20 protein-coding genes are annotated in these 26,311 nt (G+C 56.7%); 4 read left to right on the top strand and 16 right to left on the bottom strand.

Going from position 1 to position 26,311, the window contains the following annotated elements; all coding sequences use genetic code 11:
- Window positions 1-28: 28 nt before the first annotated feature.
- The 9 genes from DFT_RS18980 to corA form a co-directional block, all read right to left on the bottom strand.
- The gene (locus tag DFT_RS18980; RefSeq protein ID WP_054032843.1) at window positions 29-1,183 is read right to left on the bottom strand and encodes a sensor histidine kinase; all 1,155 of its coding nucleotides are present in this window, start codon (window positions 1,181-1,183) and stop codon (window positions 29-31) included.
- Between the two features lie 42 nt (window positions 1,184-1,225).
- Window positions 1,226-2,812, bottom strand: a complete 1,587-nt coding sequence (locus DFT_RS18975; protein WP_054032842.1) for an SLC13 family permease — start codon at window positions 2,810-2,812, stop codon at window positions 1,226-1,228.
- Window positions 2,813-2,952: 140 nt separating this feature from the next.
- Window positions 2,953-3,354 carry a response regulator gene (locus tag DFT_RS18970; protein WP_054032841.1) on the bottom strand — a complete coding sequence of 134 codons (402 nt, stop codon included), beginning with the start codon at window positions 3,352-3,354 and terminating at the stop codon, window positions 2,953-2,955.
- A 125-nt stretch (window positions 3,355-3,479) separates the two neighbouring features.
- Complete coding sequence (locus DFT_RS18965; RefSeq protein WP_054032840.1) at window positions 3,480-3,911, bottom strand: response regulator; 432 nt, start codon at window positions 3,909-3,911, stop codon at window positions 3,480-3,482.
- A 66-nt stretch (window positions 3,912-3,977) separates the two neighbouring features.
- Window positions 3,978-5,723, bottom strand: a complete 1,746-nt coding sequence (locus tag DFT_RS18960) for a sensor histidine kinase (protein WP_054032839.1) — start codon at window positions 5,721-5,723, stop codon at window positions 3,978-3,980.
- 233 nt (window positions 5,724-5,956) lie between these two features.
- The gene (locus DFT_RS18955; RefSeq protein ID WP_054032838.1) at window positions 5,957-7,288 is read right to left on the bottom strand and encodes a sigma-54-dependent transcriptional regulator; all 1,332 of its coding nucleotides are present in this window, start codon (window positions 7,286-7,288) and stop codon (window positions 5,957-5,959) included.
- Window positions 7,285-8,793 (bottom strand): sensor histidine kinase, encoded by a 1,509-nt coding sequence (locus DFT_RS18950; RefSeq protein ID WP_054032837.1) that lies wholly within the window; start codon window positions 8,791-8,793, stop codon window positions 7,285-7,287. The genes DFT_RS18955 and DFT_RS18950 overlap by 4 nt, the downstream gene beginning before the upstream one ends.
- A gap of 44 nt (window positions 8,794-8,837) precedes the next feature.
- The gene (locus tag DFT_RS18945) at window positions 8,838-10,253 is read right to left on the bottom strand and encodes a sigma-54-dependent transcriptional regulator (protein WP_054032836.1); all 1,416 of its coding nucleotides are present in this window, start codon (window positions 10,251-10,253) and stop codon (window positions 8,838-8,840) included.
- Window positions 10,254-10,448: 195 nt separating this feature from the next.
- On the bottom strand, window positions 10,449-11,516 hold the full coding sequence (gene corA, locus DFT_RS18940) for a magnesium/cobalt transporter CorA (RefSeq protein ID WP_054032835.1): 1,068 nt from the start codon (window positions 11,514-11,516) through the stop codon (window positions 10,449-10,451).
- 206 nt (window positions 11,517-11,722) lie between these two features.
- Here corA and DFT_RS18935 point away from each other — a divergent pair, with 206 nt between their 5' ends.
- A complete protein-coding gene (locus DFT_RS18935) occupies window positions 11,723-13,681 on the top strand; it encodes an alpha-amylase family glycosyl hydrolase (RefSeq protein ID WP_054032834.1) in 1,959 nt (652 codons plus the stop codon).
- 450 nt (window positions 13,682-14,131) lie between these two features.
- Here DFT_RS18935 and DFT_RS18930 read toward each other — a convergent pair whose 3' ends face one another.
- Genes DFT_RS18930 through DFT_RS18920 form a run of 3 tightly spaced genes read right to left on the bottom strand, consistent with a single transcriptional unit; the run spans window position 14,132 to window position 17,798 of the window.
- Window positions 14,132-14,944: a C40 family peptidase gene (locus DFT_RS18930; RefSeq protein WP_200907098.1), complete on the bottom strand. Its 813-nt coding sequence runs from the start codon at window positions 14,942-14,944 to the stop codon at window positions 14,132-14,134.
- Between the two features lie 32 nt (window positions 14,945-14,976).
- Entirely contained in the window at window positions 14,977-15,921 is a 945-nt protein-coding gene (locus tag DFT_RS18925; protein ID WP_054032833.1) for a universal stress protein, read from the bottom strand.
- A gap of 17 nt (window positions 15,922-15,938) precedes the next feature.
- A complete protein-coding gene (locus DFT_RS18920) occupies window positions 15,939-17,798 on the bottom strand; it encodes a SulP family inorganic anion transporter (RefSeq protein ID WP_054032832.1) in 1,860 nt (619 codons plus the stop codon).
- Between the two features lie 127 nt (window positions 17,799-17,925).
- Here DFT_RS18920 and DFT_RS18915 point away from each other — a divergent pair, with 127 nt between their 5' ends.
- Complete coding sequence (locus DFT_RS18915) at window positions 17,926-18,666, top strand: small multi-drug export protein (RefSeq protein ID WP_054032831.1); 741 nt, start codon at window positions 17,926-17,928, stop codon at window positions 18,664-18,666.
- 62 nt (window positions 18,667-18,728) lie between these two features.
- Here DFT_RS18915 and DFT_RS18910 read toward each other — a convergent pair whose 3' ends face one another.
- The gene (locus DFT_RS18910; protein WP_054032830.1) at window positions 18,729-19,595 is read right to left on the bottom strand and encodes an SMP-30/gluconolactonase/LRE family protein; all 867 of its coding nucleotides are present in this window, start codon (window positions 19,593-19,595) and stop codon (window positions 18,729-18,731) included.
- Between the two features lie 492 nt (window positions 19,596-20,087).
- Here DFT_RS18910 and DFT_RS18905 point away from each other — a divergent pair, with 492 nt between their 5' ends.
- Window positions 20,088-21,077, top strand: coding sequence for an NAD(P)H-quinone oxidoreductase (locus DFT_RS18905; protein ID WP_054032829.1), 990 nt, complete (start codon window positions 20,088-20,090; stop codon window positions 21,075-21,077).
- Between the two features lie 164 nt (window positions 21,078-21,241).
- On the opposite strand, the gene DFT_RS18900 is transcribed toward DFT_RS18905, so the two are convergent.
- Together DFT_RS18900 and DFT_RS18895 are read right to left on the bottom strand one after the other, a co-directional pair.
- Window positions 21,242-21,961, bottom strand: a complete 720-nt coding sequence (locus tag DFT_RS18900; RefSeq protein WP_054032828.1) for a PilZ domain-containing protein — start codon at window positions 21,959-21,961, stop codon at window positions 21,242-21,244.
- 153 nt (window positions 21,962-22,114) lie between these two features.
- A complete protein-coding gene (locus DFT_RS18895) occupies window positions 22,115-23,941 on the bottom strand; it encodes an FHA domain-containing protein (RefSeq protein ID WP_161807204.1) in 1,827 nt (608 codons plus the stop codon).
- Window positions 23,942-24,571: 630 nt separating this feature from the next.
- Between DFT_RS18895 and DFT_RS18890 the strand changes: the two genes are divergently transcribed.
- Complete coding sequence (locus DFT_RS18890; protein WP_369688338.1) at window positions 24,572-24,754, top strand: HU family DNA-binding protein; 183 nt, start codon at window positions 24,572-24,574, stop codon at window positions 24,752-24,754.
- Window positions 24,755-24,811: 57 nt separating this feature from the next.
- On the opposite strand, the gene DFT_RS18885 is transcribed toward DFT_RS18890, so the two are convergent.
- Window positions 24,812-26,311, bottom strand: a complete 1,500-nt coding sequence (locus DFT_RS18885) for a dihydrolipoyl dehydrogenase family protein (RefSeq protein WP_054032826.1) — start codon at window positions 26,309-26,311, stop codon at window positions 24,812-24,814.

Below are 26,311 nucleotides of genomic sequence, written 5' to 3'. Positions count from 1 at the left end.
TTGATCTGTCTGGCGCCCACGAGGCGCGCTAAGTCGACTTCAGCGGGTTTCGGTTGGGGAGAATGATTTTCATGCTGGTTCCCACACCGACCCGACTCTGGACTTCTATTTTGCCGCCCAGTTTTTCCACGATCTGGCGGGTGACGAAAAGGCCGAGACCGGTACCTTCACCCGGCGGTTTGTCACTGAAGAACGGTTCGAATATTTTCTCCATGTTCTCCCTGGGGATGCCTTTGCCGGTGTCGCTGACGATCAGGGTTGAGGTTTCCGGGTCCGCCTCGATGCGCACTTCGATTTTGCCATCTTTACCAGTGGCATGGATGGCATTGGTCAACAGATTGATCAGAATCTGCCGGACCTGGTTGGGGTCGATCCAGATCGGACCGGGATTTCCGCCTTGGGACTGGATTATCCGGATTTCCTTGTTGGCCGCTTCCTTATGCACCAATTGAAGGGTTTCCGTGGCCAACTCATACAAATCCACTTCGGCGAAAACCGGTTCCTGCTTGCGGACGCTGCCCAGCAGCTGGTGGGTAATGACCCGGGCGCGTTTGACCGCGTTGCTGATCTTTTGAATGGCCTTTTCAAAGTCCTGCCGGCGTGGCATGGCGGCCAACTCTTCCTTCTTCAGCAGCAGGCTGAGAAATCCAGCGGCTTCATTGATGATTGCCAGAGGGTTGTTGATTTCATGGGCCACCCCGGCCGCCAGGGTCCCCATGGAAGCGAGACGTTCGGTGGCGATCATCTGCTGCTCGATTCTGGCCTTGTAAGCCGCCTCCTGGCGGCGCTCCTCATCTCTGGTCTTTTTTTGGTAGGCGTGTTTGATCTTTTCCAGCAGATGCTCGAATTCGATGGGTTTGCTCAGGTAGTCGAAGGCGCCGGACTTGATGCCTTCGACCCCATCCTGGGTGGTGGAGTGACCGGTGAGAAAGATGACTTCGGTTTGGGGCCATTGGGCCTTGATCCATTTGAGGGCTTCAATGCCGTCCAAACCGGGCATTTTCACATCCAGTACGACCACATCCACCGGTTCAGCCTTCAAGAGGGCGAGGCCCGTTTCGCCGCTGTCCGCCTGGCGCACCCGCAGGCCTCTTCTTTCCAGCCGTTTGAACAGGGTCTGGCGAAAATGGTCTTCATCATCGATGAGAAGCAGGCGGATATGATTGAGGTATTCCACTGCCATCTGTTGACTCCTGCTTAGAATAGAAGCATTTTTTTGACAGCGCTATACCAGGCCCAGAATTTTCCACCACACCGCCGCCACCGCGATCAGCATGATGAGCAGCACCGGCGTGGCCACCAGGCCGACCTTGGTAATGTCCGAGGCCTTGAACTGGCGGAAACTGTAAGCAATGGCATTGGGCGGGCAGCCGATGACCAGCAGCATGGCAAAGGAGGTGGCGGTGCCGAGGCACAAGGCCAGCACACGCGGATCGACTCCCTCCAGCTGCGCCATGGGAATGACGATGGGCAGAATCAATGCAGCCGCGGCCACATTGGCCATGGCGTTGGTCACCAGGGCGCCGAAGACGGCCACACCGGCGAACAGCAAAAGCCAGCCGCCGCCCTTGATCAGTGGGAAGAACAGATGGGCGAAGTAGTCTGCCGCACCCGAGTATCCCATTGCCAGCCCCAGGGAGATGCCACCGCCGAAGATGAACAGGGCCGTGCCCCACTCCAGGTTCTCATGCACGTCGTCCCACTTCAAAATGCCAGCCAGCACCAATGCGGCCACGGCCAGCATGCCGGTCACCGAATAGTCCAGGCCATGCATCCCTTTGGTCAACCAGAGCACGAAGGCCGCACCGATGATGATCAAAGTGATTTTTTCCTTGGCCGACCAGGGGGGCAGGGCTTCATCATATTTGGGCAGTTCCAGAGTCTTGTCCGGCCGAAATACCAGATAGCAGACCATGACCGAGGCGGGAACGGTCACCAGGGCCATGGGCATGGCATACTTGATCCAGTCGAAGAAATTGATTTCGATGCCGGTGAACTCCTTCAGGAATGCCGCAGATACCATGCAGCGGCCGCCACCGATCAGGGTGCCCATACCGCCGCATGAACAGGCGAAGGCCAGGGAAATCAACATGAACTTGGCCGTGTTGGAATGGGGCTGAATGCCAGCGGCACGCATGAGCGGCAACATGGTGACGATGCCGATGGAGACAGCGGCGGCATCGTGCATAAAGGACGAGGAGAGTCCCAGGCCGATACTGATTAAAAAGGTAAAGCGGACTACGTTGGTGCCCGCCTTTTTGACGATGAAGTGCCCCAATCGTTTGGTCAGTCCGGCCTTTTCCAGTGAAATGGCGAAGATGAGGCAGCACATGATGAAGACCACCACCGGATGCATATAGGGTGCCCATGCCGTTTTGACATCCACGATCTGCATGACCACCAGGGAGACGCCGATGAGGATGGCGGTGATTTCGAGAGGGATGGGCTCCACCAGGAAGAGAAAAATCAACACGACCAACACCGCCAGGAATCGCATGGCTTTGGGGGTAAGGCCGTTCACCGTTTCAAATTGGATATCGCCGTTCTGACCTTCGGCGATCTTTGTTTTGAGATATTTTTCGTAGGAGCCGATATCGCTCGATTTCTGAACCTCGACGATGTAGTTTTCGGCAGCCGTGTCGGGAGGTGTCACGCGGTTGAAGTGTTCGCGAATGGTTTCGTAAAATCCATAACTGCTGTCGCCGGAAATCCTGAATTGGGTGCCTTCCGGCCTGGGCAGCATCAAAATTAGAGCGCCCAGGATAAAAGCGAAAAGAATTTGAACATGTTTGGATTTGAGCAGGAATGACATCTAATTCTCCTTGGAGCCCACGAGCAATAAACCTATCACTACCTGGGATGGATTTTTTTATTTGATGTTCGTTTCAACACATCCGATGGCCCGTTTGTATGGCTGTCGGCGCTTGTAAGCCCCGTCATCGGATGCAGTGGTCAGCCTCCTTGGTGTTGTTGGTGCGCTTCCCGAATCTTTGCGATCAACTCGTGCAGTTCGCAGGGCTTGGTGAGATAATCAAAAGCCCCCTCTTTAATTCCGTCTTTGGCGGCTTGTTCCGAGCCATGGCCGGTGAGCATGATCACATTGAGGTCGGGTATCATTTTTTTCAATATTTTTAATACTTCGATGCCGTCCATGTCTTCGAGCTTGAGATCCAGGACAACGACATCAAAATCCTGTTCCCGCAATTTCCGGATTGCTTCCGTACCACTGTATGCTTTGCTGGCCGCAATTTTACGTTTCGAAAGCCGATTCGCTAAAACATTGACATAGCAAATCTCATCGTCGACCAACAACACGTTGATGGGAGCGCTCTTGTCGTCAAGTTTTACCGTCATCGTTTGTCCTTATGCATCTTCTCTTTACAGGCCGAATTGCCCCTCTCAGTGGCCGCTACACTCTCTGTTTGAAAATTCGAATACATCCTGACCGCCCGAGTTCATCTCCAACTCAGAGCTATCGGCTATGGTTTACGCAGGGTAATTGCCTTGATTCTCGCTTCCATAATTTTTTCTTCATGCTGACGCTTTTTTGCAGCAGCCTGTTGTACCTTTTCGACAAGTTCATCGGCGTTGCACGGTTTCATGAGATAGTCAAAGGCGCCCATTTTCATTCCCTCGATACCAGTTTCAACCGTAGCGTGACCGGTGAGCATGATGACTTCGACCAATGGGTGTTTGCTTTTAATTTTATTTAGGGCCTCCATCCCATCCATGACCGGCATTTTAATGTCCAGGATGACCACTTCGATGGTGCTGTCTTCGGCCAGCTTGTCCAATGCCTCCTGTCCGTTATAAGCTGGTACGATATCCACTTCACGTTTGTTCAGGCGTTTGATCATGGTGTCCACGAACGGTTTCTCATCGTCGACTAGCATCACTTTGGCGATTGTCATGTGTTATCTCCTCTAATTGCCCACGTTAATTATCAGGGACGTCCAGTTAATCCTTGCATTGTCCTGCTAAGCGCTTTGTTTCTGTTGTTGGCCTTTTTCGGTTGAGCTTCCGTTGATCGGCATCCGAATGGTAAAAACGGTTCCTTTGTTCACCTCGCTTTTTGCATCGATCTGGCCCCCCATCTTGTTAATGATGCCGTAGCAGATCGACAATCCCAATCCCGTTCCTTTTCCTACCGGCTTTGTCGTGAAAAATGGATCGAAAATTCGTCCGAGATTTGCCTGGGCGATGCCCGGCCCGCTGTCTGCCAGCTCGACGACGATGAAATTGTCTTCCATCCCTGATCGGATGTTGATTTCTCCGCCGGTTTTTTCCATGGCATCCAATGCGTTGTTGACAATATTCAGCAGTACTTGCTGCAATTCGGTTTCACTGGCTTGGATGTGAGGCAGGTTTTGCTGAAAATGTTTGTTGATTTTGATGCTGCTATATTTAGCTCGCTGTTCGGAAAGGTAGACCACCTCGTCCAAGGCCTCGTTGATTGAAACAGCGTTCACGCGAGAATCGGTCTTGCGTGCAAAACTGAGAAGTTTGTGGGTGATATCCTTGCAGCGCTTACCCTGGGTGTGGATCTGGCGCAGGGCTCTTTCGATTTCGCTCAGGTTATCGCTGTTCGCCATCGCAGGCCTCTCTTCCTCAATCAGGTCCTGAATCCAGCCGGCTTCTTCCACCATGATGGCGACGGGGTTGTTGATCTCATGGGCGATTCCGGCGGCCAGTTCGCCGATAGAGGCCAGTTTGCCGGTTTCGATCACCTGCTGGGACATCATTTCGCGTTCTTTGTCCGCCAGCGTCTTCTCCCTGTCCGCCTGGGAAATGCGTTTAATCAGGCCTCGGCTGAGCAGCAGGCTTGTGCCGACGATGCCCAGACCGCCGACCAGCATGATGATGATGGCGATTTGCTGAGTTCGATAAAGGTCTGAGTAAGCATCCGTCAGATCCTGTTGAAGTATCATCCACCAGTCGCCTTGCTTGAGGTGGACTGTCGCGTAAATGAGCTTTTTTCCGTTTTGGTTCTTTTTGATGATCACCATGGGGGATGAACTCATGCCATTTGTGGTGATCAACGTGAGAAGATCTTTGGGATTTTCCGTTGTTGCACTGGGCCTGGTTTGGAACTCGCCTGATTTGTTCAATATGAAGGCAAAGCCGGTTTTGCCGATACGAAGATTTTCTACCAGATCGTTGAAGGATCGAAAATCGATGGTCGCTCTTAAGATCCAGGGCTCTCCTCTATAATATTGTCTGGACGAGATAATAAAGTGCGGTTCGGCTCTCAGTCCGGAAAACACGTCGCTGGTGAAATGCGAGGCATTGATTGCCTTTTTGAACCATTCCGCTTTGGAATAGTCTGCATTCAGGAGTGCGTGTGGGCCGGCATAGGAGACTTGGATACCCTCATGATTGATCAAGCCCAGATCCACAAACACACGATTGTATGCTTGTTGAAGCTCCGTGAGCTTTTGTTTTATAAAATAAGGATTGTTGAAGGAATCATAGCTGTAGTGATCGGCGATGGCGCGGATGTTGGCCAGTTTTTCCTGAAGGAAAAAATTGATGTTTTTCTTGTGATGCCAGGCTACCAGTTCCAAATGGTCGTGCACTTTTTGCTTGTATGATGTCCTGAAGTTGTCGAAGATAAAAATGCCGACGATGATCATGGGGGTTACCGATGCGGCGAGAATGGTAAAAATTATGTTGCGAAAAAAGGTGCGATAATATCGCTGTTGAAGATTTTCGTGGTTTTCCATTCTGACACATCCTTTGATAGCTATGAGTTGGATCCAGTATGGTCATTAATGCACCTGGCGTGCCATTTTCCGGTAGACGGTCGCGATTTTATTTCTGCATGAGAATTCAATTAAATCTGGTGGATATGGATGATTTTAGGTGGGAGGAGCGATATGAAGATGAAAGCCGAAAGGGTGTTGATTGGGGTGTTTTTCCCCGGGTGGGGCGATATTCTCCGCTGCCTTGCGAAGAGCTATGGTCGGATCTTTTTGAGTTTTTCTCGGAGGGTTTTACGGTCGATACCCAAAATTTCGGCGGCCTGGGTTTTGTTGCCACCGACTACTGCCAGTACTTTCAAAATGTGTTCCGCTTCGACTTCTGCGAGCGACCGGCTGCCCGATTGGGCGGTATCGATGTTTAACCGCATGCTGTCGGGAAAATCGCCGGAATCGATGAGGTCACCGTCCACGATGACCAAAAGACGCTGCAATAGATTTTCCAGTTCTCGGATGTTGCCCGGCCAACTGTGATTGATCAGGGCATCGAGGGCTCTATCGGTAAAGGTCGGCGGCTTTCGGCCAATATCTTGGCAGAATTGGGTTACGAAATAATTGACTAAAGCCGGGACGTCCTCTTTTCGATCTCTTAGCGGCGGGATTGAAATGTCGATAATATTCAGCCGATAGTAAAGATCTTCCCTGAAAAGTCCTTTTTGGACCAGTGTTGGCAAGTCTTTGTGTGTGGCGGCAATGATGCGGGTATCGACCTTCTGAACCGTGCTGGAACCAACCATAAAAATCTCTTTGCTCTGTATGGCCCTCAACAGCTTGCCTTGCAGATTGAGGCTGGCATCGCCGATTTCATCCAGAAATATCGTACCGTTCTCCGCTATCTGGAAAAAGCCCGCCCTGGAGGTGTTGGCCCCCGTGAAGGCGCCTTTCACATGACCGAACAACTCGCTCTCGAGCAGGCTGTCGGGTATGGCCGTGCAGTTGACCGGTACAAAGGGTGCCGCTGAACGAGGACCGCCGTAGTGAATGGCCCGTGCCACCAGTTCCTTTCCCGTGCCACTTTCTCCGGAGATCATTACGTTGACGTTCATGGCCGCTGCCTTGTCAATGAGCTTGAATACGTGCTGCATACCGGGCGAGGTGCCGATGATGTCATGAAACATCGACGGTTGAGCCTCAGTCTGGACGTTGCGCCGCCGTGCGAGTTTTTCGAGGGCTTCTTCTACGGCCGTGAGCAGTTCCTGGTCCGTGAACGGTTTGGCCAGATAGGTTTCGGCCCCTTTTTTTACAGCTTCCACGGCGCCGTCGATGGTAGCATATCCGGTCACCATGATGACCGCCGTGTCCTGGTGGTTCTCATGGACATACTGGATCAGGTCCATGCCGCTGTGTTTGGGCATCTTGTAATCGGTGATGACCAGGTCGAACGGGGTCCGGCTCAGAGCGCTCACCGCCTCCACGACGCTATGACAGGTTCTGGTGTCATAGCCGGCGGATTTCAAGATGCGCTGGATGACTTCCAGGGTGCTGGGGCTGTCATCGACCGCTAGCAATCTGACCGCTTTGGGGTTCATTTGGGTTGCGACTCCGTTTCCACTGCACATGGGGCCGGCTTTGTCAGGGGAAAGACGATCTGAAAGGTCGAACCAGCCCCCTCTTTGCTGCGCACCGTCACTTGGCCGCCGTGTTCTTGAACGATCCCGTAGACTACCGACAAACCCAATCCCGTCCCCTGGTCCACATCCTTGGTGGTAAAGAAAGGCAGGAAAATTTTGTCCATGATCTCTGTATTGATGCCCGATCCTGTGTCCCGAACAAGCAGATAGACCTTGTCGCCATCCCTGCCGGTCGCAATGGTCAGTCGTCCGCCTTCGTTCATGGCGTGGATCGCGTTGATGACCAGGTTGACGAGCACTTGGTTGAGCTGGGCAGGGTCCCCAACGATGGGCGGCAGTCCAGGATCGAGTTCGAGATCCACTTCGATGTTGCTCTTGGCGCAGCGGAATCGAATAAAATCGAGCCATTCATCGACGATTGCATTGAGGTCCGCTTCGGTTTTGTGGGGACGGCTTTGCCGGCTGAAGAGGAGGATCCTTTTGATCACCTCACGGGCATATAGAGCGGATTTAACGATTCGGACCAGGTCCTGATAGGTCTCTTCGGGCAGGTCGGGACGTCGGGATGCGAGCTGGGCAAATCCGAGGATGTCGGCCAGGGGGTTGTTGAGCTCGTGGGCGATGCCGGCGGCCAATTGCCCGATGGTGACCAGACGATCAGCATGCTTGAGTTGCTCCTGAAGTTCTCGTTTCTCCAGCTTGAAGGCAAGCTGTCTGGCGACATTCTTGAGAAGACGTCGCTCCTTATTGTTGAAGTCAACCTTCTGGGGATCGGCAGGCTGATACCGAAGCCGGTAGCCGATCTCTACTTGGCCCCGCTCCTCTCCCAGGACGACGACCTTTTCGGAGATGCGCTCGTCGGCTTGGTCGAAGCCCGGGGTTTTGTACGAAACATTGTTGAGTCGAATATGCACTGTAGCTCTTTCAGGACAATGCAGGGCCGGAATCATCAATTGGGCAATGGCGGTCAGCTTGTCGTCAAAAGTACCGCCCATTTCGACGATGATCTGTGATATGCCGTAGAGGCAGGTCATCTCTTTATTATCTTCGACCAAGCGATGATGTTCCGCAGCCATTCGTTCTTCATTGGCCATGCGCCGTGTTATTACGCGACCGATGCCGAGTAGAAAACTGCTGGGATCTGCAGATGTTCCGACCCTTTTAAATTGCCATTCCAAGCGGATTGGCTCGCCGACGGCATCGGCGATCCAGTTGAGATGTCGGCCGCGGCCGTCGATCAGAAGCACATCATGGAAAAAATCGCGCCATTCAAGTTGGCCATCGAGGGGTTCGAAAAGATCGTGCCAAAAAGCGCCTTGGGGATTGAGATGGGCGAGGTGGCCGCCCTCTTCCGTCATGCAGCAAAACGTTTGGATACGGCCGTCCATTGAAAGACGCACCAGGATGCCCTGGATAGTTTCCAGAATAAGCCGGTTCTCAGATGTCAGTGTGCCGAATGGCATTTTTTTTCAGTTCCATGACGATTGCAGATCGCCACCAATGGTCTCTATTCCATGACTGTCTTAGCCTTGAATTCTTCCTTGTGAATGCCGTGGTGGCTCATCAGCTTATGCAGCTGGCGCGTGGTGATGCCCGCCTCTGCGGCCGATGCGTTGATTTTGCCCCGGTTGCGGCCCAGCAGGTCCTTGATGTAGCGCCGTTCGAAATCGTCTAGGGCCATGCGGCGGGCTTCGGAAAGGGGCATGTTGGTGTGTACCGGCATGACGGCCGCCTCGCAGAGTTGTTCGAACAACTCCTGAGGAAATCCGGTGGGTGTCAACACCGTGGCATCTTCCAGAATATAGGCCCGCTCCATCAGGTTTTCCAGCTCGCGCACATTGCCGGGCCATTGATATTTGGACAGGTTTTGCAATACATGGGGATGCACCGATTGGATCGACTTCTGGAACTCGCGGTTCAGGCGGGTCAAAAAGAAATGAATCAACTGTGGCAGGTCCTCGATCCGATCCCGCAAGGGAGGGATGTGGATAGGAAAGACATTGAGCCGGTAGTACAAATCCTTGCGAAAAGAGCCCTCTTCACTGGCCGCTTTCAAATCGGTATTGGTGGCGGCGATCACCCGGGCATTGGTGCAGATCGTCTCTTCTCCGCCCACACGGCTGAAGGTGCCGTCCTGCAGGACCTGTAAGAGTTTGATCTGGGCCTGGGGGGTCAACGTACCGATTTCATCGAGGAAGATGGTCCCGCCGTTGGCGATTTCGAACTTGCCGAGCTTTTTGCGCAGGGCGCCGGTAAAGGCCCCTTTTTCATGGCCGAAGAGCTCGCTTTCCAACAGCGTGTCGGGTATGGCGCCGCAGTGCACGCTGATGAACTGCGCCTTTTGCCGATTGCTGTGCTGGTGGATGAGTTTGGCCAGCACGCTCTTGCCGGTCCCGGTTTCGCCGGTCAGGATGACCGTGGTCTTGGTGGCGGCGACGGATCGGATTTTTTTAAATACCTCGACCATGGCCGGACTTTTGGTCTGGATCACCTCCAGGGCATCGGCTTTCCAGAATTTATCCCTCAGGTAATCGAGTTCCGATTGGCGTATGGCGGTCTTTTTGATGGTATCGACCACCAGACGGACCTCATCCGTGGAGACTGGATAGGTGATGTAGTCGCTGGCGCCCTGCTTGACCAACCCGACGGCCTTGCGGATATGTTCGGGTGCGGCCATGATGACGATTTCAATTGAAGGCGACTGTTTTTGCAGCGGATTCAAGGTTTCGCTGAAATCCCCGCCGTGCATGTGGTCGGCCATGATGTCCAGGTCGACGAAGAGCCAGTCGTAACGCGCCCGGGACAGCATGGGCGCGGCCTGGGCAAAATCGCGGATGCCGTCGATCTTGACGTCGGTATCAAATGCCCGGCGGATCTTTTCGATGTCGTCTTCAATGCTTGAAATGACCAGTAACGCTTGCATGCGATGCCTCTGAATCGAGTGCGGATACAAATCCCATTTTGGAGCCTATTCATATGCGAGGTGGGCGTTGCAATCAACGATTTATTGCCTTGGGGCGGCAACGGAATTTAAAATTTCAAACCATAGAGGACCGTTTATCAAGTTGCGGCTTTTCGTCAACGTTTCGACTCTGAAACCGGCGGGGATGCGACCCGCTCACAGCCATTTTTTCCTTCTGAAGTAAAGCAACATGGCCCCGACGATGGCGGCGATAATTCCCCAGACGCCCAAGTATCCCCAGCGCCAGCGCAGTTCGGGCATGTGGTCGAAATTCATGCCGTAAATACCTGCCACGAAGGTGATGGGGATAAAGATCGTGGCGATGATGGTCAACACCTTCATCACTTCGTTCATGCGGTTGCTGACGCTGGACATGTAGAGTTCCAGCAAACCGCCCAACATTTCCCGGTAGGTTTCGACGGTGTCCAGGATTTGGATCACGTGATCGTAAACATCGCTTAAAAACGGATGGGTGGCCGGTTGAACGAGGTCGAATTCTCCCTTGCTCAGCTGGGAGACCATCTCGCGCAACGGCCAGATCTGTTTGCGCATGAAGATTATTTCGCTCCTCAGGAAGTGAATCTCTCTCACTGTCTGCTGCTGGATCTCTTGGGAAACGATGCTTTCTTCCAGCGCTTCTATGCGTTCTCCCAGTCGTTCCAGAATCAAGTAGTAATGGTCGACGATGGCGTCGATCAGCGCGTAGGCCAGATAATCGCAGCCTGATTTGCGGATGCGCCCCTTCGCCTTTCGAATCCTCTGACGCACCGGTTCGAAGACATCCCCAGAGGCCTCTTGAAAAGAGATCAAGAAATCAGGGCCAAGTAAGAGACTGACCTGCTCGGCTTCGATTTTTAATCCCGCCGGATCGAATTGAAGCATTTTAAGGACCAGGTAGAGATAGTTTTCGAACTCTTCGATCTTCGGCCGATGCCCGGTATTGCCGATATCTTCCAGCGTCAGGGGGTGGATGTCGAATAGAACACCGAATTTTTCAAGCATCGTCGTGTCGTGGATGCCGATCAGGTTGATCCATTTTTTCGAGGGGCTTTGACGAAGGGATTTCAGCCGATCCACCTCCTGTATGTCCTGTTCGTCCAAGGATTCGGCGCTGTAAGCCATCACCGATATTCGCGGTCGATCTGTTTTTTGTTCGCCGACGAACAGCAGGGTCCCCGGAGAGCTGCCGACCTCTTTCCTGCGTCGTTTCGAATGCCGGGTCATGGGGATACCTCGGTTGCGATGTGTCGCTCCGCCATGCGAAGCCTTTTTAGATGTCAATGAATGATGCCGATGATAGCCCCAAACCGCTCTCTTGTAAAGCGACCGAGATGCAGGCCGGCACCCAGGCAGGGATCCGCGGTTGCATTTTCGGCACGGTATATTAAGTTGTAAGCAATGTCTTGAGGAAAGGAGACCCATCATCTGACATGGCCGACCCACAATGGATCGTTATCCACGCACCTGTCGCGCTGGAGCGCATTTTAGATCGATTGAAAAAGGAGTTGAGCGTCGATATCGACGCGAACACCGCTATCTGGGATCTTTTCGAGAGGCGGCTGACCCATCATTGGGAACGCCTGTTCGTTTTGCTTCACCAGCTCTATGGATGGCAGTACGACTTTTTCTATCACCTCGAGCAGATCGTGCGGACCGCCGCCAAGAGCTGGTTGGCGCGGCCGGACGATCTCAAGTCCCTGGATGGCTACCGGGAATGGCAGGCGGACTGGTTCCAATCCGAGGCCACGGTGGGCGGCGTGCTCTACGTGGACCTGTTCAGCGACAAGCTGGCCAAGCTGCACGAGCATATCGTCTATTTCAAGCAGCTGGGGCTGACCTATCTGCACCTCATGCCCCTGTTTGCCGTGCCTCACGGCGACAATGACGGCGGCTATGCGGTCAGCGACTACCGGGCCATCAATCCGGACATCGGCAACATGGTGGAATTGAACCAGTTGGCCGGAGCCCTGCGCAACGAGGGCATCGACCTGGTACTCGATTTCGTGTTCAACCACACCTCCGACGAGCATCACTGGGCCCAACGCGCCCAGGCGGGGGACCGCCACTACCAGGCTTTCTATCATCTGTTTGACGACCGCGGCCTGCCCGACCAGTACCAGCGCCACCTGCGCGATATTTTCCCCACCGTGCGGCGCGGCAGCTTCACCTGGCATGACGGTATGGGGAAATGGGTCTGGACCACGTTCAACAGCTACCAGTGGGACCTGAACTATGCCAATCCCGAGGTGTTCCGCGCCATGGCCGAAGAGATGCTGTTTCTGGCCAATCAAGGCGTGACGGTGCTCCGGCTGGACGCGGTGGCCTTTATCTGGAAGCGCTTGGGTACCGACTGCGAGAACCAACCCGAGGCGCACCTGATCGTACAGGCCTTCAATACCCTGGCCCGTATCGCCGCACCCTGCCTGCTCTTCAAATCCGAGGCCATCGTGCACCCGGACCACGTGATCTCCTACGTGCGGCCGGACGAGTGTCAGCTCTCCTACAATCCCACCTTGATGGCACTGCTGTGGGAATCGTTGGCCACTCGGGAGGTCAATCTGCTCGCGCACGCCATGCGTCACCGCAGCCGTCTTCCCGAGGGATGCGCCTGGGTCAATTACCTGCGCTGCCATGACGATATCGGATGGACCTTCGATGATGACGACGCCCGTCGGATGGGCATCGATCCGGTGGGACACCGCCGTTTTCTCAATGATTTTTATACCGGTCGCTTTCCAGGCTCGTTTGCCAAGGGGTTGCCGTTTCAATTCAATCCGGCCAACGGCGACCTGCGGGTATCGGGTACCCTGGCCAGTCTGGCAGGCCTGGAGCAGGCCCTGGAGCAGGAGGACCCCCAGTTGATCGAGTGGGCCGTGCGGCGCATCAATTTAATGCGCAGCATCATGCTCAGCGCCGGGGGGATTCCACTCATCTACCTGGGCGACGAGTGGGGCATGCTCAACGATTACACCTTTCTCTCCGATCCGGCCAAAGCCGCCGACAGCCGTTGGGTGCATCGATCGAAACGCAAATGGGAGGCCCGTGACGATTTGACCGATGCCGATACGTTGCAATGGCGGTTTTTCAACGAAATGGTGCGGCTGATCGGGATTCGCAAACAGCTGCCAGCCTTCAGTAACGGCGGCATGACGGTGGTCGACTCGGGCAACCCGCACCTGTTTGCGTACTTGCGCCAAGGCGGCGGTCGGAGGGTTCTGGTGGTCAATAATTTTTCCGAACATCCTCAGGTCATGCCCTGGGACTATGCCAGCGGGCACGTGGGCGGAAATGGCGGCGTGGACCTGGTCACCTCCGAACGGTTTCCGGCCGGAAAGGATATTGCCCTCGACGGGTACCGGTTTGCCTGGCTCCACATCGGAGAGGCATAGATGACGACGCGGTCTGAAACCAACCTCACCCGTTCTAATTGAATGTGATTCAACCTGAAGGGCGCACTTTCCAAGCGTTGACAGCTATGTAATGCGCCCGGAACTTGTATATTTCCGTGATCCCGGCGTTCACCGGCATGACGCCTCTGCGACTTTTTACGGTTTTATCAAGCGTTGTTTGATTAAAAAATTCGAATGGCAACGGTTGTGGCAGGCCCGGGTGGGGCAGGTGGCCAGGGCCACGTGAGCCTGCGGCCATAGAGCCAGTTAAATGCAGACGGCGGACAAGCGGCCCAGACTGTTTGAGCGCAGCGAGTTTCTGGGCCGCCCGCCGTGCATGTCACTGGCTCTTGACCGCTTGGCGTGTAGCATCGGCCACCTGTTTCACCCGGGCCGGATTTAATGGATGGGATTTAGTTAAAATTGATGAAATGATCTTAGGCAAATTGATCAATGGTAGCGGCGGGCCCCTTTGTAGCGTGGCTTGAAATAACCGTTGGACAGGCTGGCCGTGCGGATGTGTTTGCCCCGGCCGGGTGCATGGATGAAACGGCCGTCGCCTGTGTAGATCCCCACATGCGAGATCCTGTGGCTTTTCCCGGTGGCGAAGAAGACCAGGTCGCCCGGTTCAAGGGCATGGCCGGACACCGACATGCCGGCATGGTACTGACTGTAGGCATTGCGCGGCAGTTCCAATCCGTTGAGGCGGTAAACCGTCATGGTCAGGCCGCTGCAGTCGAATCCGTCCCTGACCGAGGCGCCACCCCAGCGGTAGGGCACGCCTAGGAAACGACGGGCCGTCTCGACGATGCTCTCCTGCAGGTTGCGTCGCACATCGGCCTGATGGGCGCCGGGCACCGGGTGGATGATATAGAACGCTTCGATCAATCCCCGGGACTGAAGGGTCAGCGCGCGCGCCAGGGCCGCTTCCCGGGTCTCGAAGCGTTCGAAGCGGACCTTGTATAGGCCGTCGGTGTCGATGAAATAGTAGGCGTCGAGGCCGGCTGCTTCGAGTCGTTCGGCATAGAGCGCCGCGCGATCACTGGTGGAAAAAGCCCCGGCTTGAATCGTGAATTGAATGGTCGGCAGCCGGGGCGCCTCCGGCTCGACGATGGGCGCCGGGGCCGGAGGCGGCGGCGCGGGCGCACGGGCCGGCATCGGCTGTTGCGGCGATGCACAGCTGAGCATCATCAGGGCGGCGCATATGAGGCCGAAGAGCACGGAAGCGGTGCGGTGGATCCAGGCGGTTTTTTTTATCCCCATGCCGGCTATATTACTGGCTGCAGCGCTGGAATTCAACCCTGCTGAGGCGTCTTCATAAACTCGACATCCTCCTCGGGCGGCAATTTGACCAGCAGCACGCTGGCCGGTGAACTGTCCAGAACCTGCATGGCCTGGCTGCCCCGCATGCGCCGATAGACGTCGTGGCGCAGGCTGGCCCCCATCATGACAACGGCATCCGTTCCGGCCGTTGCGATGATCTCTTCTGCGGGCCGGTCGCTTTCCTTTACGATGATTCCGCATTCTCGATGAGATTGGCTCAGCCATTGGCCGGCTTGCGACAGACAAGCCTGGGCGGTTTGGCGCGTCTTTTGGTCATCGACGCTTTTTTGAATCCATATCAGATTCACCGGCGGACCGATGGCGGGCAGCAGGCGCCGCAACAGGGAAAACTGCGAGCGGGCGGACAGAGACCCATCCGCGCATACCAGATACGGACTGTCCGGTCCGCCGCCGCGAACCACCAGCAGAGAGGTTTGCAGATCGAGGGCCAGTTTCCGGATGGCATTGCCGCTCATCCAGCGCCCCAGGCGGTTGCGCCGCGGCGGCGCCACGACGAGCAGATCGTATCCATGCTCGTCCACCTCGTGGTTTAGGGTTTCCACCAGGTGGCCGAAGGATTCATAAAACGCGACCCGCCGTCCGTCGGCCGCATTGCATACGAATCGGTAACCGCGGGGAAAATCCTGAATCGTGATGGCCTTGGGCATCGGAAGGATCGCCCGGCCGGCCAGGAAATCCAGGGCCGTGATCAGGATCTGAAGCCCGTGGGGCAGACCTTTACGGTCGGCCAGGGAAAACGCGATGCCTACCGGCGGCGGCTCTTCGGCGGCGTGGGTGCCGCTGCGCACGGTGATCACAGCCAGTTCGGCGGCCAGTCGTCGCGACAATTCGGCGGCGAAGTGCAGCGCCTTCTCGGCGATCGGTTGTCCGTTAGTATATACCAGTATTTTCAGCATGATAAATATGTCCCGAATTATGAAGAAGGCGCTCCCGGATGGCTTTCTTCCCTTTGATCAATGGCCGGTTGTCCAGATTCGGCCAGGCCGGCTTGGCTGTCCCGGGGGTGGATGTCCGGCCCGAAAATTTCCCAATGGCCGCGTTTGAGTGCCGGGCACTCCTCGAAGACGATCTCCGGGCATGTGGCGCAGATGGCCGGAAAAAACGATTCCCGCATGGCCTGGCGGATGGCGGCACGGGTGGTGGCGTGCACTTTTCCGGCGCCGATCTCGTTCAGAAAACCGGAGTTTTTTAACACGAGGAACACGCCGTGGTTCACGCCGGAGAAATAGATGCCGCCGCCGCGCCGCCGCACCTCGTCGAGCAGGATTTCCAGGACGTGGACCCCGCTGGCATCCATGGTGTTGACCTTGTGCATGCGGATCAGCAAATTCGCCGTCTGGGGCCGGCTGCGCAACCGCCGCTGCAGATCGTCCAGCACAAATGCGGCGGAGCCAAAGAACAGCGAACCCTCGATGGCGACGATCTCCATCTGGCAGCACGTTTCGCCGTAGGACGACGCCCGCATTTTGCCGGTGGCCGGATCCGGCACGACCGACTGGATTCGCGGATGGGAAGTGGCGGCTAGGTGCAGGCCGATGGAGAGCAACACGCCCACATAGATGGCGAACTCGATATTGAGCAGGAGGGTCGAGGCAAAGGTGATGACCAGCACCGCCGCATCGCCGCGCGTGGTTTTCAGGGTCCGGACGATGTCCCTGACGCGGATCATGTCATAGGCGACCACCACCAGGACGCCGGCCAGGGCCGATATGGGCAGCTTGGCGGCCAGGGGGGCGGCGATCAACACGGTCAGGGCTACCGCGATGCCCGAGATGATGCCGCTCAGGGGGGTCCTGGCGCCGGCCCTGAAATTGACCGCTGACCGGGTGAACGACCCACTGCCGGCGTAGCCGCTGAAAAGGGCCGCGGAGACATTGGCCAGGCCCTGGCCGATAAACTCCTGGTTGACATTGATGCGCTGGCGGGTCTGGTCGGCAATGGATTTGGCGATCGAGACCGCTTCGACCAATCCGAGAATGGCGATGGCCAGGGCCCCGGGAGCCAGTTTGCCGGCTTGGGCGAGCAGATGCATGTCCGGCAGGCCGGGCAGGGGAATATCCCCGGATACCGCCCCCACGACCGCAACACCCTGCCGATCCAGGTCGAAGATCGCCACAAGGCTGCCCACAGCTACCATGGCCAGGAGCGTCCCGGGCCAGTTGGGTCGGAATTTTTTGAATCCTAAAATGATCACGATGGTGAGCGTGCCCAGGCCCAGACTGATGATTTCGATCTCATGCAGATTGGTGATAATGTTAAATAGATGTTCAAAAAAAACCGATGTTTTTTCGATTTTCAATCCGAGCAGGGCCGGTAATTGCTTGAACGCGATGAGAGCGGCCGCCCCGGTGGTGAACCCGATCAGCACGGCATGGGAGACGAAATTGAGCAGCGTGCCCAGGCGGGCCACACCCATGATGAGTTGAAGGGCGCCCACCATAAGGGCCAGAAACAGGGCCATCTCGATGTAACCGGCGCTGTTGGGCTCGGCCAGGGATGACAGGGTGCTGAACACCACGAGGGAGACGGCCGTGGTGGGTCCGGTGATCAAATGGGACGAGCTTCCCCACAGACAGCCGATAATCGTAGGCACGATGGAGGCATAGAGTCCGAACGATACGGGCAGCCCGGCGATCAGGGCATAGGCCATGGATTGGGGGACGGCCACCACGGCCACGGTCAGTCCGGCGAAGAGATCGGGCTTGAAAAAGGGGCGTCGATAGCCACGCAACCAGGAAAGAAACGGCACAATGGCCTGGGGGTGAAAATGCATGTGGCCTATCCCGGGTTTGGGTCGCCGAAAGACGCGGCAGCGATCGAATGCATGGCAGGTTCAGCAACCGATTGACAGAGTCGCTCCCGTGCCAGTATAAGCGATTGACGCTTTAAGCGGAGCATCCATGAAATACGTCCGAAAATTGTTCTGGTTGGCCTATCGAGCCGTCCGCAAAATCTCTTTTCTCATTCGAGAGCGCTTCGATTTGATCGAAGTTAAAATCCTTTCCATCGGCCTGTTGATGATACTGATCCTGGGGCTGTATCTGCTCTATCTGCTCTTTGCGGATGTCAAACACTATGGGGTTCTCTCTTCCACGGCCATCATTCACCTCATGGGCGGTCGGGGATTGGGTATCGCCACCTGTCTTTCGGCCGGCTTGTCGGTTCCTCTCACCATCGTCTACAATTTTTATCTGGAGGTCGTCATCGTCCTGGTGGCCTATGGCATCGTCGTTTTGATCATGCGCAATGTCATCGAGCCCAAGCTGCTCAAGAGCACCGTGCGCCAGGCGGAGTTCACCGCCCAGGGCCAGAAGACCAGGATCAAGAGATATGGTGCCGTCGGTCTCTTTCTCTTCGTCATGTTTCCCTTTTTCATGACCGGCCCGGTCATTGGTTCGATCATCGGGTACCTGCTGAACTACAAGGCGATCAACAACTTTTTGATCGTCTTCAGCGGCACCTTGACTTCCATTGTGATCTACTCCCTGATCGGAAACGGCGTGCTCGATTATGTCAATCGTTATGTGGATGTCGAACAGGTCGAGACGTGGGCGGTCATCATCATCGGCCTCCTGATTCTGATTTTCGCCATATATCACATCGGTACGGTGAAGCGCTTCCTTGACCAGGATGACGATTGATCGTTTGTTTCCCTGACAATACCTCCCGAATTGTGCAAATCACGGCCTAAACGCCCCAGAGTTCATGACTGGTGCACCAGGCGCATGCCCGGATGGGGCACCGGGAAATAGGGGATCGCGGTGCCGTCCAGGCTGCCGATGAAGGCCGTCCTGCGGTCCTGGCCGCCGAAACAGATGTTGGCCGGGCGCCGGAGGATGCGCTTTTCCGGGTCTTCCAGGACCATCTCGAGCTCGCCGTCGGGCGTCAGGTAGCCGACGGCATTCCATTGGGGAAAGGTGATCCACAAATTGCCGGCCTCGTCGAAGGCGATGCCGTCGGGCAGACCGAGCTGGTTCAGCGGGCTGGGTCCGAAGATCTCGGCCGGACCGCACGACCCATCCGGTTCGATAGCATAGCGAACGATGTTGCGCCGCATGGTCTGGGCCACGTAGAGGTAGCGTTCGTCCCGGTCCAGGGTCAGGCCGTTGGCGAAGTAGAGGCCGTCGGCCACGATGCGCGGCTCGCGGCCCGCCTCCACGACCACGACGCAACCGTCGGGCAACGGCTGCCAGAGGGCTGATTCGATGTCTTCCTTCTCCGTGGAGTTGGAGACCCACAGACGGCCCCTGCTGTCCACATAAGGGAAGTTTGGCGCCCGCATGCGGCGGCCCTCGGCCTGGGTCAACAGCACCTCGTGAGAGCCGTCCCTTGAAAGCGCCTGTACTTCGCCGTTGCCGATGTTGGCCACGATGCAGCGCTCTTGCGGGTCGATGCAGATGCCGTTGGGCACCCCGCCCAGATCACCGAAAAAATCCACGCGGCCGTCGGGTTGAACGTGGGCGATCTGCCCGCGGGCATCGGCGGTGTAGAGGGAGCCGTCGTTCAGGGCCATGACCCCTTCGGGCCGCAGAATGCCGTTGCCGATGGTTTTGACTTCCGAGATGTTCATATCGCTCATCACATGGTATGGTTTTAGAATCTAACGAGCAAGAAGCGGATGGCTTTGAGCGACAGAGTAATGCGTGGCCTTCAAATCGTCAAGTAATACCCTGTTATCAAACAATAAGAAAGACTCGAAGCCGCGGGTCGAAATCATCGATGCGCTATTCATTATACCCGGCGTGTGTGGAACAGGCGGCTGATGCCACACGCCAAGCGGTCAAGAGCCAGTAAAATCCACGGCGGGCGGCCCGGAAACTCGCTGCGTTCAAAAGTGTGGGCCGCTTGTCCGCCGTTTGCATTCAACTGGCTCTATGACCGCAGGCTCACGTGGCCCTGGCCGCCTGCCCCACCCACGCCTGCCATGTCCGTTGCGATGCGAATTTTTTTATCAAAAATCTTTTGGAAGGTGCGCCCTTCAAGGTGAATCAGATTCAATTAGAATTGCTGGCGGCTGGGCGAAAACATCGAACAGAGGTTCAAGCGTTTGAGGAGGCGGAACATGAAGGCAATTATACTGAACGGCTTCGGCGGGCCCGAGGTCATGGGTATCGGCGAACTGCCCATCCCGGAACCGGGCAGCGGACAAGTGCGCGTGCGGGTCATGGCCACATCGGTCAACCGGGCCGATACGGTCCAGCGCAAGGGGAACTATCCACCGCCGCCCGGCGAATCGGACGTGCTCGGCCTGGAGGTGGCCGGGGTGGTCGATGCCTTGGGCGACGGCGTGACCGACTGGCAACCGGGCGATCGGGTCATGGGGCTGGTGGCCGGCGGCGGTTATGCCGAATATGCTCTGGCCTATGCCGGGCACCTGATGGCCATTCCGGAGACGATCACCTTCGAGGAGGCTGCGGCGATTCCAGAGGTCTACATCACTGCCTTTCTGAACCTTTTTCTCATCGGTGGTCTCGGCGAGGGAGAGACGGTTCTGCTGCACGGCGGCGGCGGGGGCGTCAATACGGCCGGCATCCAGCTTTGCCGTGCGTTGCTCGACCGATGCCGGATCATCGTCACGGCCTCCTCCGGCAAGGTGGATCGGGTGCGTGAGCTGGGGGCGGATCGGGTCATCGACTACCGGCAGCAGGATTTCGCCGGCGAGGTGCGCCGCTTCACAGAGAGCGCCGGCGCGGACGTGATCCTGGACCACATCGGCGCGGCCTACCTGGCCCAGAACCAGGCCGCCCTGGCTATCGGCGGCCGCCTGGTGGTGATCGGGCTCATGGGCGGCGCCTCCGGCACCCTAAACCTGGGGCTGATGATGGTCAAGCGGCAGCGGATCATCGGATCGGTCCTGCGTGCCCTGCCGGTGGCGCAAAAGGCGGACATCACCGCAACATTCGTGCAGCAGGTGCTGCCCCACATCCAGAGCCGCCGCATCGCGCCCCTCATCCACGCGGTAAGGCCTTTGGCCGAGGCCGGCCGAGCCCACGCGGAGATGGAGGCCTCGGGCCATTTCGGCAAGCTGGTGCTGCAGGTCGCCGCTCAGTAGTGCCCATCCACGAATGGCCAATTTGCCCGATATCGGCGTTGCGCGAAAATTTAATCCTCGGAATATAAACCATATGGCTGCGGTTAAATTTTTCATGCGCCTTGATCTGGACCAAATTATTCTATTCGTGGATGGGCACTCAGTAGGCCGTTGTCGGGGTGGGATTATCGCCGCTGCAGGAACTGCCGTTGGAACTGGTAGATGGATTGGGTCAGTTTTCTCTTTTCACTGGCCGCCAGGTCCATGAATTCAAAGGCGTATTTGTATTTTCTATGTTGGCGGTCGTGGTCGATGCGGCGGACCTCGGCCTGCTTGATGATGATGATCAGCTCTTCCCAGTCCTTGCCGGCCGGTACGAAAATGCCGAGGTTGTCGACGGCCTCGCCAATTTCCAAGATCATGCCGTCCGTGTGCTTGGCATTGTGCTTGAGCAGGGTGCCGTATGCACCGCCCAGGCTGATGTTGATCAGGCTGAAAACGGCCTGAACTCTGCCCGATTTGAGAAACATCTTGGTTCCCAGGGGCGTCTCCATGCGGAAGTTTTTTCGGCGTTGGATGCGCTCCACGTAGGGGGGGAGGGGAACGGTGATTTCCCGGCGGCCGATCTGGCCGCCGGTGGTGATAAAAAGATACTCCAGGTGGTCCGGCCCGTTGAAGTTGAATTTCAATTTCAGCGGGCCGTTTGGTTTCACAGATGATTTGAAATCGTTGGGCAGGTCGATGTCCAGGACATCGCCTTCGGGTGATTTTTTCAGGGCAGTGACGCAGGTGAGGCGGTCCAGGTCCGTGCCCACCATATGCATGGATATGATGACCCGTTTTTCGATCAGGTGCTGAAACAGCTCAACCAGCCTGTCTCCTTCGATTTTGCCCACATCGCTCATATGCCGTCGAACCCGTTCCTGGAAAGCAGAGGATTTTTTTTATTATCGGCAGGTGGACTATTTTCTTTAGTGGGCCGCGGAAAATGGCCGCGCCCGGCGCATTGCGATGAAGCGGCTCTCGAAGTTTGGCGCACAGGTCACTGTACCTGCGCTTTACATCACCCGGCCGTGGTGGTCGAAGTCCAGGGCCAGCATGGCCTTTTCCGATTCGGTGAGGAAATCGACGGATATGATCTCCACGGGATCGGGTTCCGGGTGCGTGGGTACGATGGTCAGGCTGACCCAGGTGGCCGGATCCTGGCCGAAGGTGAAGACGCACAGCCTGCGGCACTTGACCGTTTCGTACTGGGGCGACCGGATCCACTGCATGACGAACTTGGTAAAACCCTGGTGGTTCGCGTGGTACCATTCCGCGGCGCTGCTGATCGGCACCGGCAGGGTGCAGATTAAATAGAAGGTCTCTTTCTCGATGATCGCGTCGCAATATTGCCGGCCGTCGGACTGGGTTTTCTTCAGGTTTGCGTGGGCCTTGCAGGCGATGGCATCGATGGTATCGTAAGGAAAATAGCTGGTGGCAAACTGCTTGTACTTGGGCCCCATGGAGTACAGCTGCAACAGGTGGTTCTGCATGCAGCTGATCAAACCCTGGGCGCTGTCCTGATCGTTGAGGTCGATAATGACGGTCGAGCCCGACTCCGGGCCTTCCAGTGCGGTCATCGAAACCATCACGGTCTCTCCGAAGGGCATCTGTTCGGGTATCGTGAACTTGAAGTGAAAGGTGGCAAAAGAGATGCGATCGCCGCTCTTCAGCCGCATGGGCGTGTTGGCGCGCAACACCTGGTCGTTGACCCGCGTACCGTTGGTGCTGCGCTGGTCCTCGATATAGAAGGCGAGGCCTCTGTACTCGATGGTCGCATGAAAGCTCGAGACCGTGGCTTTAGCGATGGTGATATCGTTGCGTGGATCCCTGCCGATGGTGGTGTGCGCCTTGGTGATGGCGATCCGACCCGCTTCTTTCCCGGTGACGCGATCCACATCGTCGAGATAGGCTTCGGGTTGCTTGCGCGGGTCGGTCGTTGGGCGAACCGGTTTCCGCTTGGAGCGGTATTGTTTCACGAAGAGAAAGACGATTCCGGCGGCCACCACCGTGGTGAGCAGCGCCAACACCAGGTTGAATAGGCTGATAATCGATTTGGCGTCGCCGTTGGCTTCCGCAGCGGCGGACAGGGGTTGGGCAACCGGCTGCACCTGGGGTTCGGGCAGGGTGGCCAGTGGTTGGGGCGCCTTGGGCGGCAGTGTGTCGGCGGTCGGGGGCTGAAAGCGGGTCAGGATGTCGTCGAGGACGATCAGAATCTCGGACGCATCATAGGTGCGGTAATACTCCCCCTCCGTTCGTGAAGCCAGGGCTTGGATGAGGACGAAATCGGCCTCCTCGGTAAAGGCGATCCCGAAAATGCGAACCCCCAGAGCCCGGCTTTCGGCCGTGAAATCCTGGCGCAGCCACTGATTCAATTCCTGGTCCTTGTGCGGATCGCCGGTGTCCGTGATGCCGTCGGTGATAAAAATGATCCCCTTCCGGGCATCCGGGCGTCCCTTGACCTTCAATTCGTACAAGGCACGTTCGAAACCGGCGGCGCTGTTGGTCCACTGTCCTTTATAGTCGATTTTTTCGAGGCTTCTGAGAAAGCGTTGTTCCGCCGAATCGTCGTCCAGCGGCGTGAGCGACTCGAGCAGACGTGCCGATCGATCGAACGACACCATGCCCACCTGGGCTTCTTTCGGCAGGCGACGTAAAAAGGTGCTGACCACCCGGGGCGTGTTGAAATCGGGGTCGTTTTTTCGCATGCTGCCCGAGTTGTCGATGACGAACATCAGATCGATGCCGGTGCCGACATCGGCAGAAACCTCAGCAATCCAGGCGAGACCCGCGCTGGAACAGAGCAGGGCGATGCCGATGGAAAGACGGGCAATGCGCCTCATCGTGAATCTCCGTAAATTGAATCCGATGTTCATGGGCTATCCTCGTGTGATGCAGGACCTCGTGTGATGTGCTGCCACGTGTGGCGTGTTGGTGGAACGGACGACCCACCATAGCGGTCGAATGACAAACTAAACCAATGCATTACCTGGGTCAAGCCTTCTGAGCGGATATCTGCGGATCGGGCGGCGTTTATTGTGGGTTGATTATCAATACAACATGTTGCGATGGCGTGGGGCCGGAGGGTCGGAGATCGGCCCCACCGGTTCGAACGACGTGTGATCCAAGCCGACGGCTTCGTTCATAAAGCTGAAAAATTTGCACATTCAAAAAACGGCGTTGACCTGCCGGTTTCAGGTCGGTAATATGGCGACTGTTTCTTCTTGTCGCCAGCCCGGCTGCCCTTAAGAAGACATCGACAATCACGTTGACCTGCCGGTAAGCAAGCGCCTTGGTCGCTGGATCGTTTGCCTGCGGGTTGAACCATGACCGATCAGACCAAGGCCATATTCTTTAAGATCGTATACCGGGGAGACTTATGAACAAGCTTGAATTGATCACGGCATTGGGAGAGCAGCAGAACCTGTCCAAAAGCGAAGCCAAAAAAAGTTGTCGATCTTTTTTTCAACGAGATTTGCGATGCCCTCGGCAAGGGAGAACGGGTGGAGATCCGGGGGTTGTGCACCTTCAAAGTCAAGACCTACGATGGCTATGACGGCCGCAATCCCAAATCCGGCGATCTGGTCAAGGTCAAGCCCAAAAGACTGCCTTTTTTCAAAGCCGGCTCCGATTTGAAGGCGCGTGTCGATCGGTAACCCCTACCGGTCGGGCCTTGCGGATCAACACCTCCCGGCACGATCTGCCGATACCTTCTATGGAATATATCCTGTCTCCGGCCGCCAGCGCCGGATCTTCAGCAACTCGGGAAACGCCTCGGGCTTGTAGATCGATTTGCCGGCCAGCAGGCGCAGGCACTCCTGTATGACCTCGGACATGGTGGGGTGGGGAAACATGGCGCCCAGCACCTCCATGGCATTTTTGTCCTGATCGATGAGTAGCGCGATGGACATGATCGTGCTCGACACCTGGGGTCCGGCCGCGCGCATCCCCAGGATTTTCTGATGATCGTCGTCGCTGACGATGATTTTGACGAATCCACTGGTAGCGCGCATGGCGATGGCCCTGGGCAGCAGGGCGTTGGCATAGGTGGCCACACGGTAAGGCATCTTTTTCCTGCGACACGCCTTTTCGTTCAGCCCCACCGCGGCGACCGCCGGATAGAAAAACATCACCGTGGACATGTTGGGAAAGGTCAGCGGCTGGGTCGGCAGGTCGAACATGTGCTTGACCGCATGCCGGCTCTCCATGATCGCCATATTGACCAGGGCCGGACGATGGGTGACGTCTCCGGCCGCATAAATATGGCCGGTCACACGGCCGTCCGGATCGGTGTCCAGGTAGCCGGCCCTGTCGGGCGTCACGCCCGCGGCCGCCAGGTTGAGCCGTTCGATGTTGGGGGTGCGGCCGATGGAGATGAGCACGGCGTCCACCTCCACCACCGTGGCGTGGCCGTCGTCGAAGTCGAGCACCACTTCGAGATGTTCGGGTTTGGCCAGGATGTCCCGCAGCCGGGTCGAATGAAAAATCTTGACGCCATGGCGTTCCAGGTTGGCGCTGACAAAGTCGCTGACATCTTCGTCCTCGTAGGGAATGACCCGCTCCTGGTGATCCACCAGAAAGACCCGGGTCTGGCCGAAATTGGAGAAAATGGTGGCGTATTCGCAGCCCGTGACGCCGGCGCCGACAATCATCAGGCGTTTGGGAAATTGCTTCAACTGCAGGATGCCGTCCGAATCGAAGATGCGCTGCTGATCCACCGTGATGTGGCCGAAATGCCTCGGTTTCGATCCGGTGCAGAGCAGAAAGTGGTCGGCGCTGACTTCCTGCTCTCCACCGGCAGCCAGGTCCACCGTTAATCTCGCCGGGCCACTGAAACGTCCCCAGCCGCGCAGATAGGTGATGCTGCCGGGCCCCGGCCAATGGCCGCGGGCAAACGTTTCGATCTGGGACAACAGTTGATACTGCTTCTCTTTGACCGCTTCGATGACGGTGTCGCGCACGGCCACGTAATCGACACTGAGACCCGCACAACGATACCCGCGATCGGTCTTGGAGGCCACGGCATAGTCCTTGGCCAGCTCCCACATGGTCTTGGAGGCCAGAGCGCCCCATTTGACCCCGGTGCCGCCGATCTCATCGCCTTCGATCAGACACACCTGGCGACCGGCATCGATGGCCCGCATGGCGCCGGCGAATCCCCCCGGTCCGGCCCCGATCACGCAAAGATCAAATTTGTCGAGCGGTTCGTTCAT

It is taken from the genome of Desulfatitalea tepidiphila (assembly GCF_001293685.1).
Lineage (GTDB): Bacteria > Desulfobacterota > Desulfobacteria > Desulfobacterales > Desulfosarcinaceae > Desulfatitalea > Desulfatitalea tepidiphila.
Note: the sequence above shows the minus strand (reverse complement) of the source record. Positions and strands in the feature narration are given on the sequence as shown.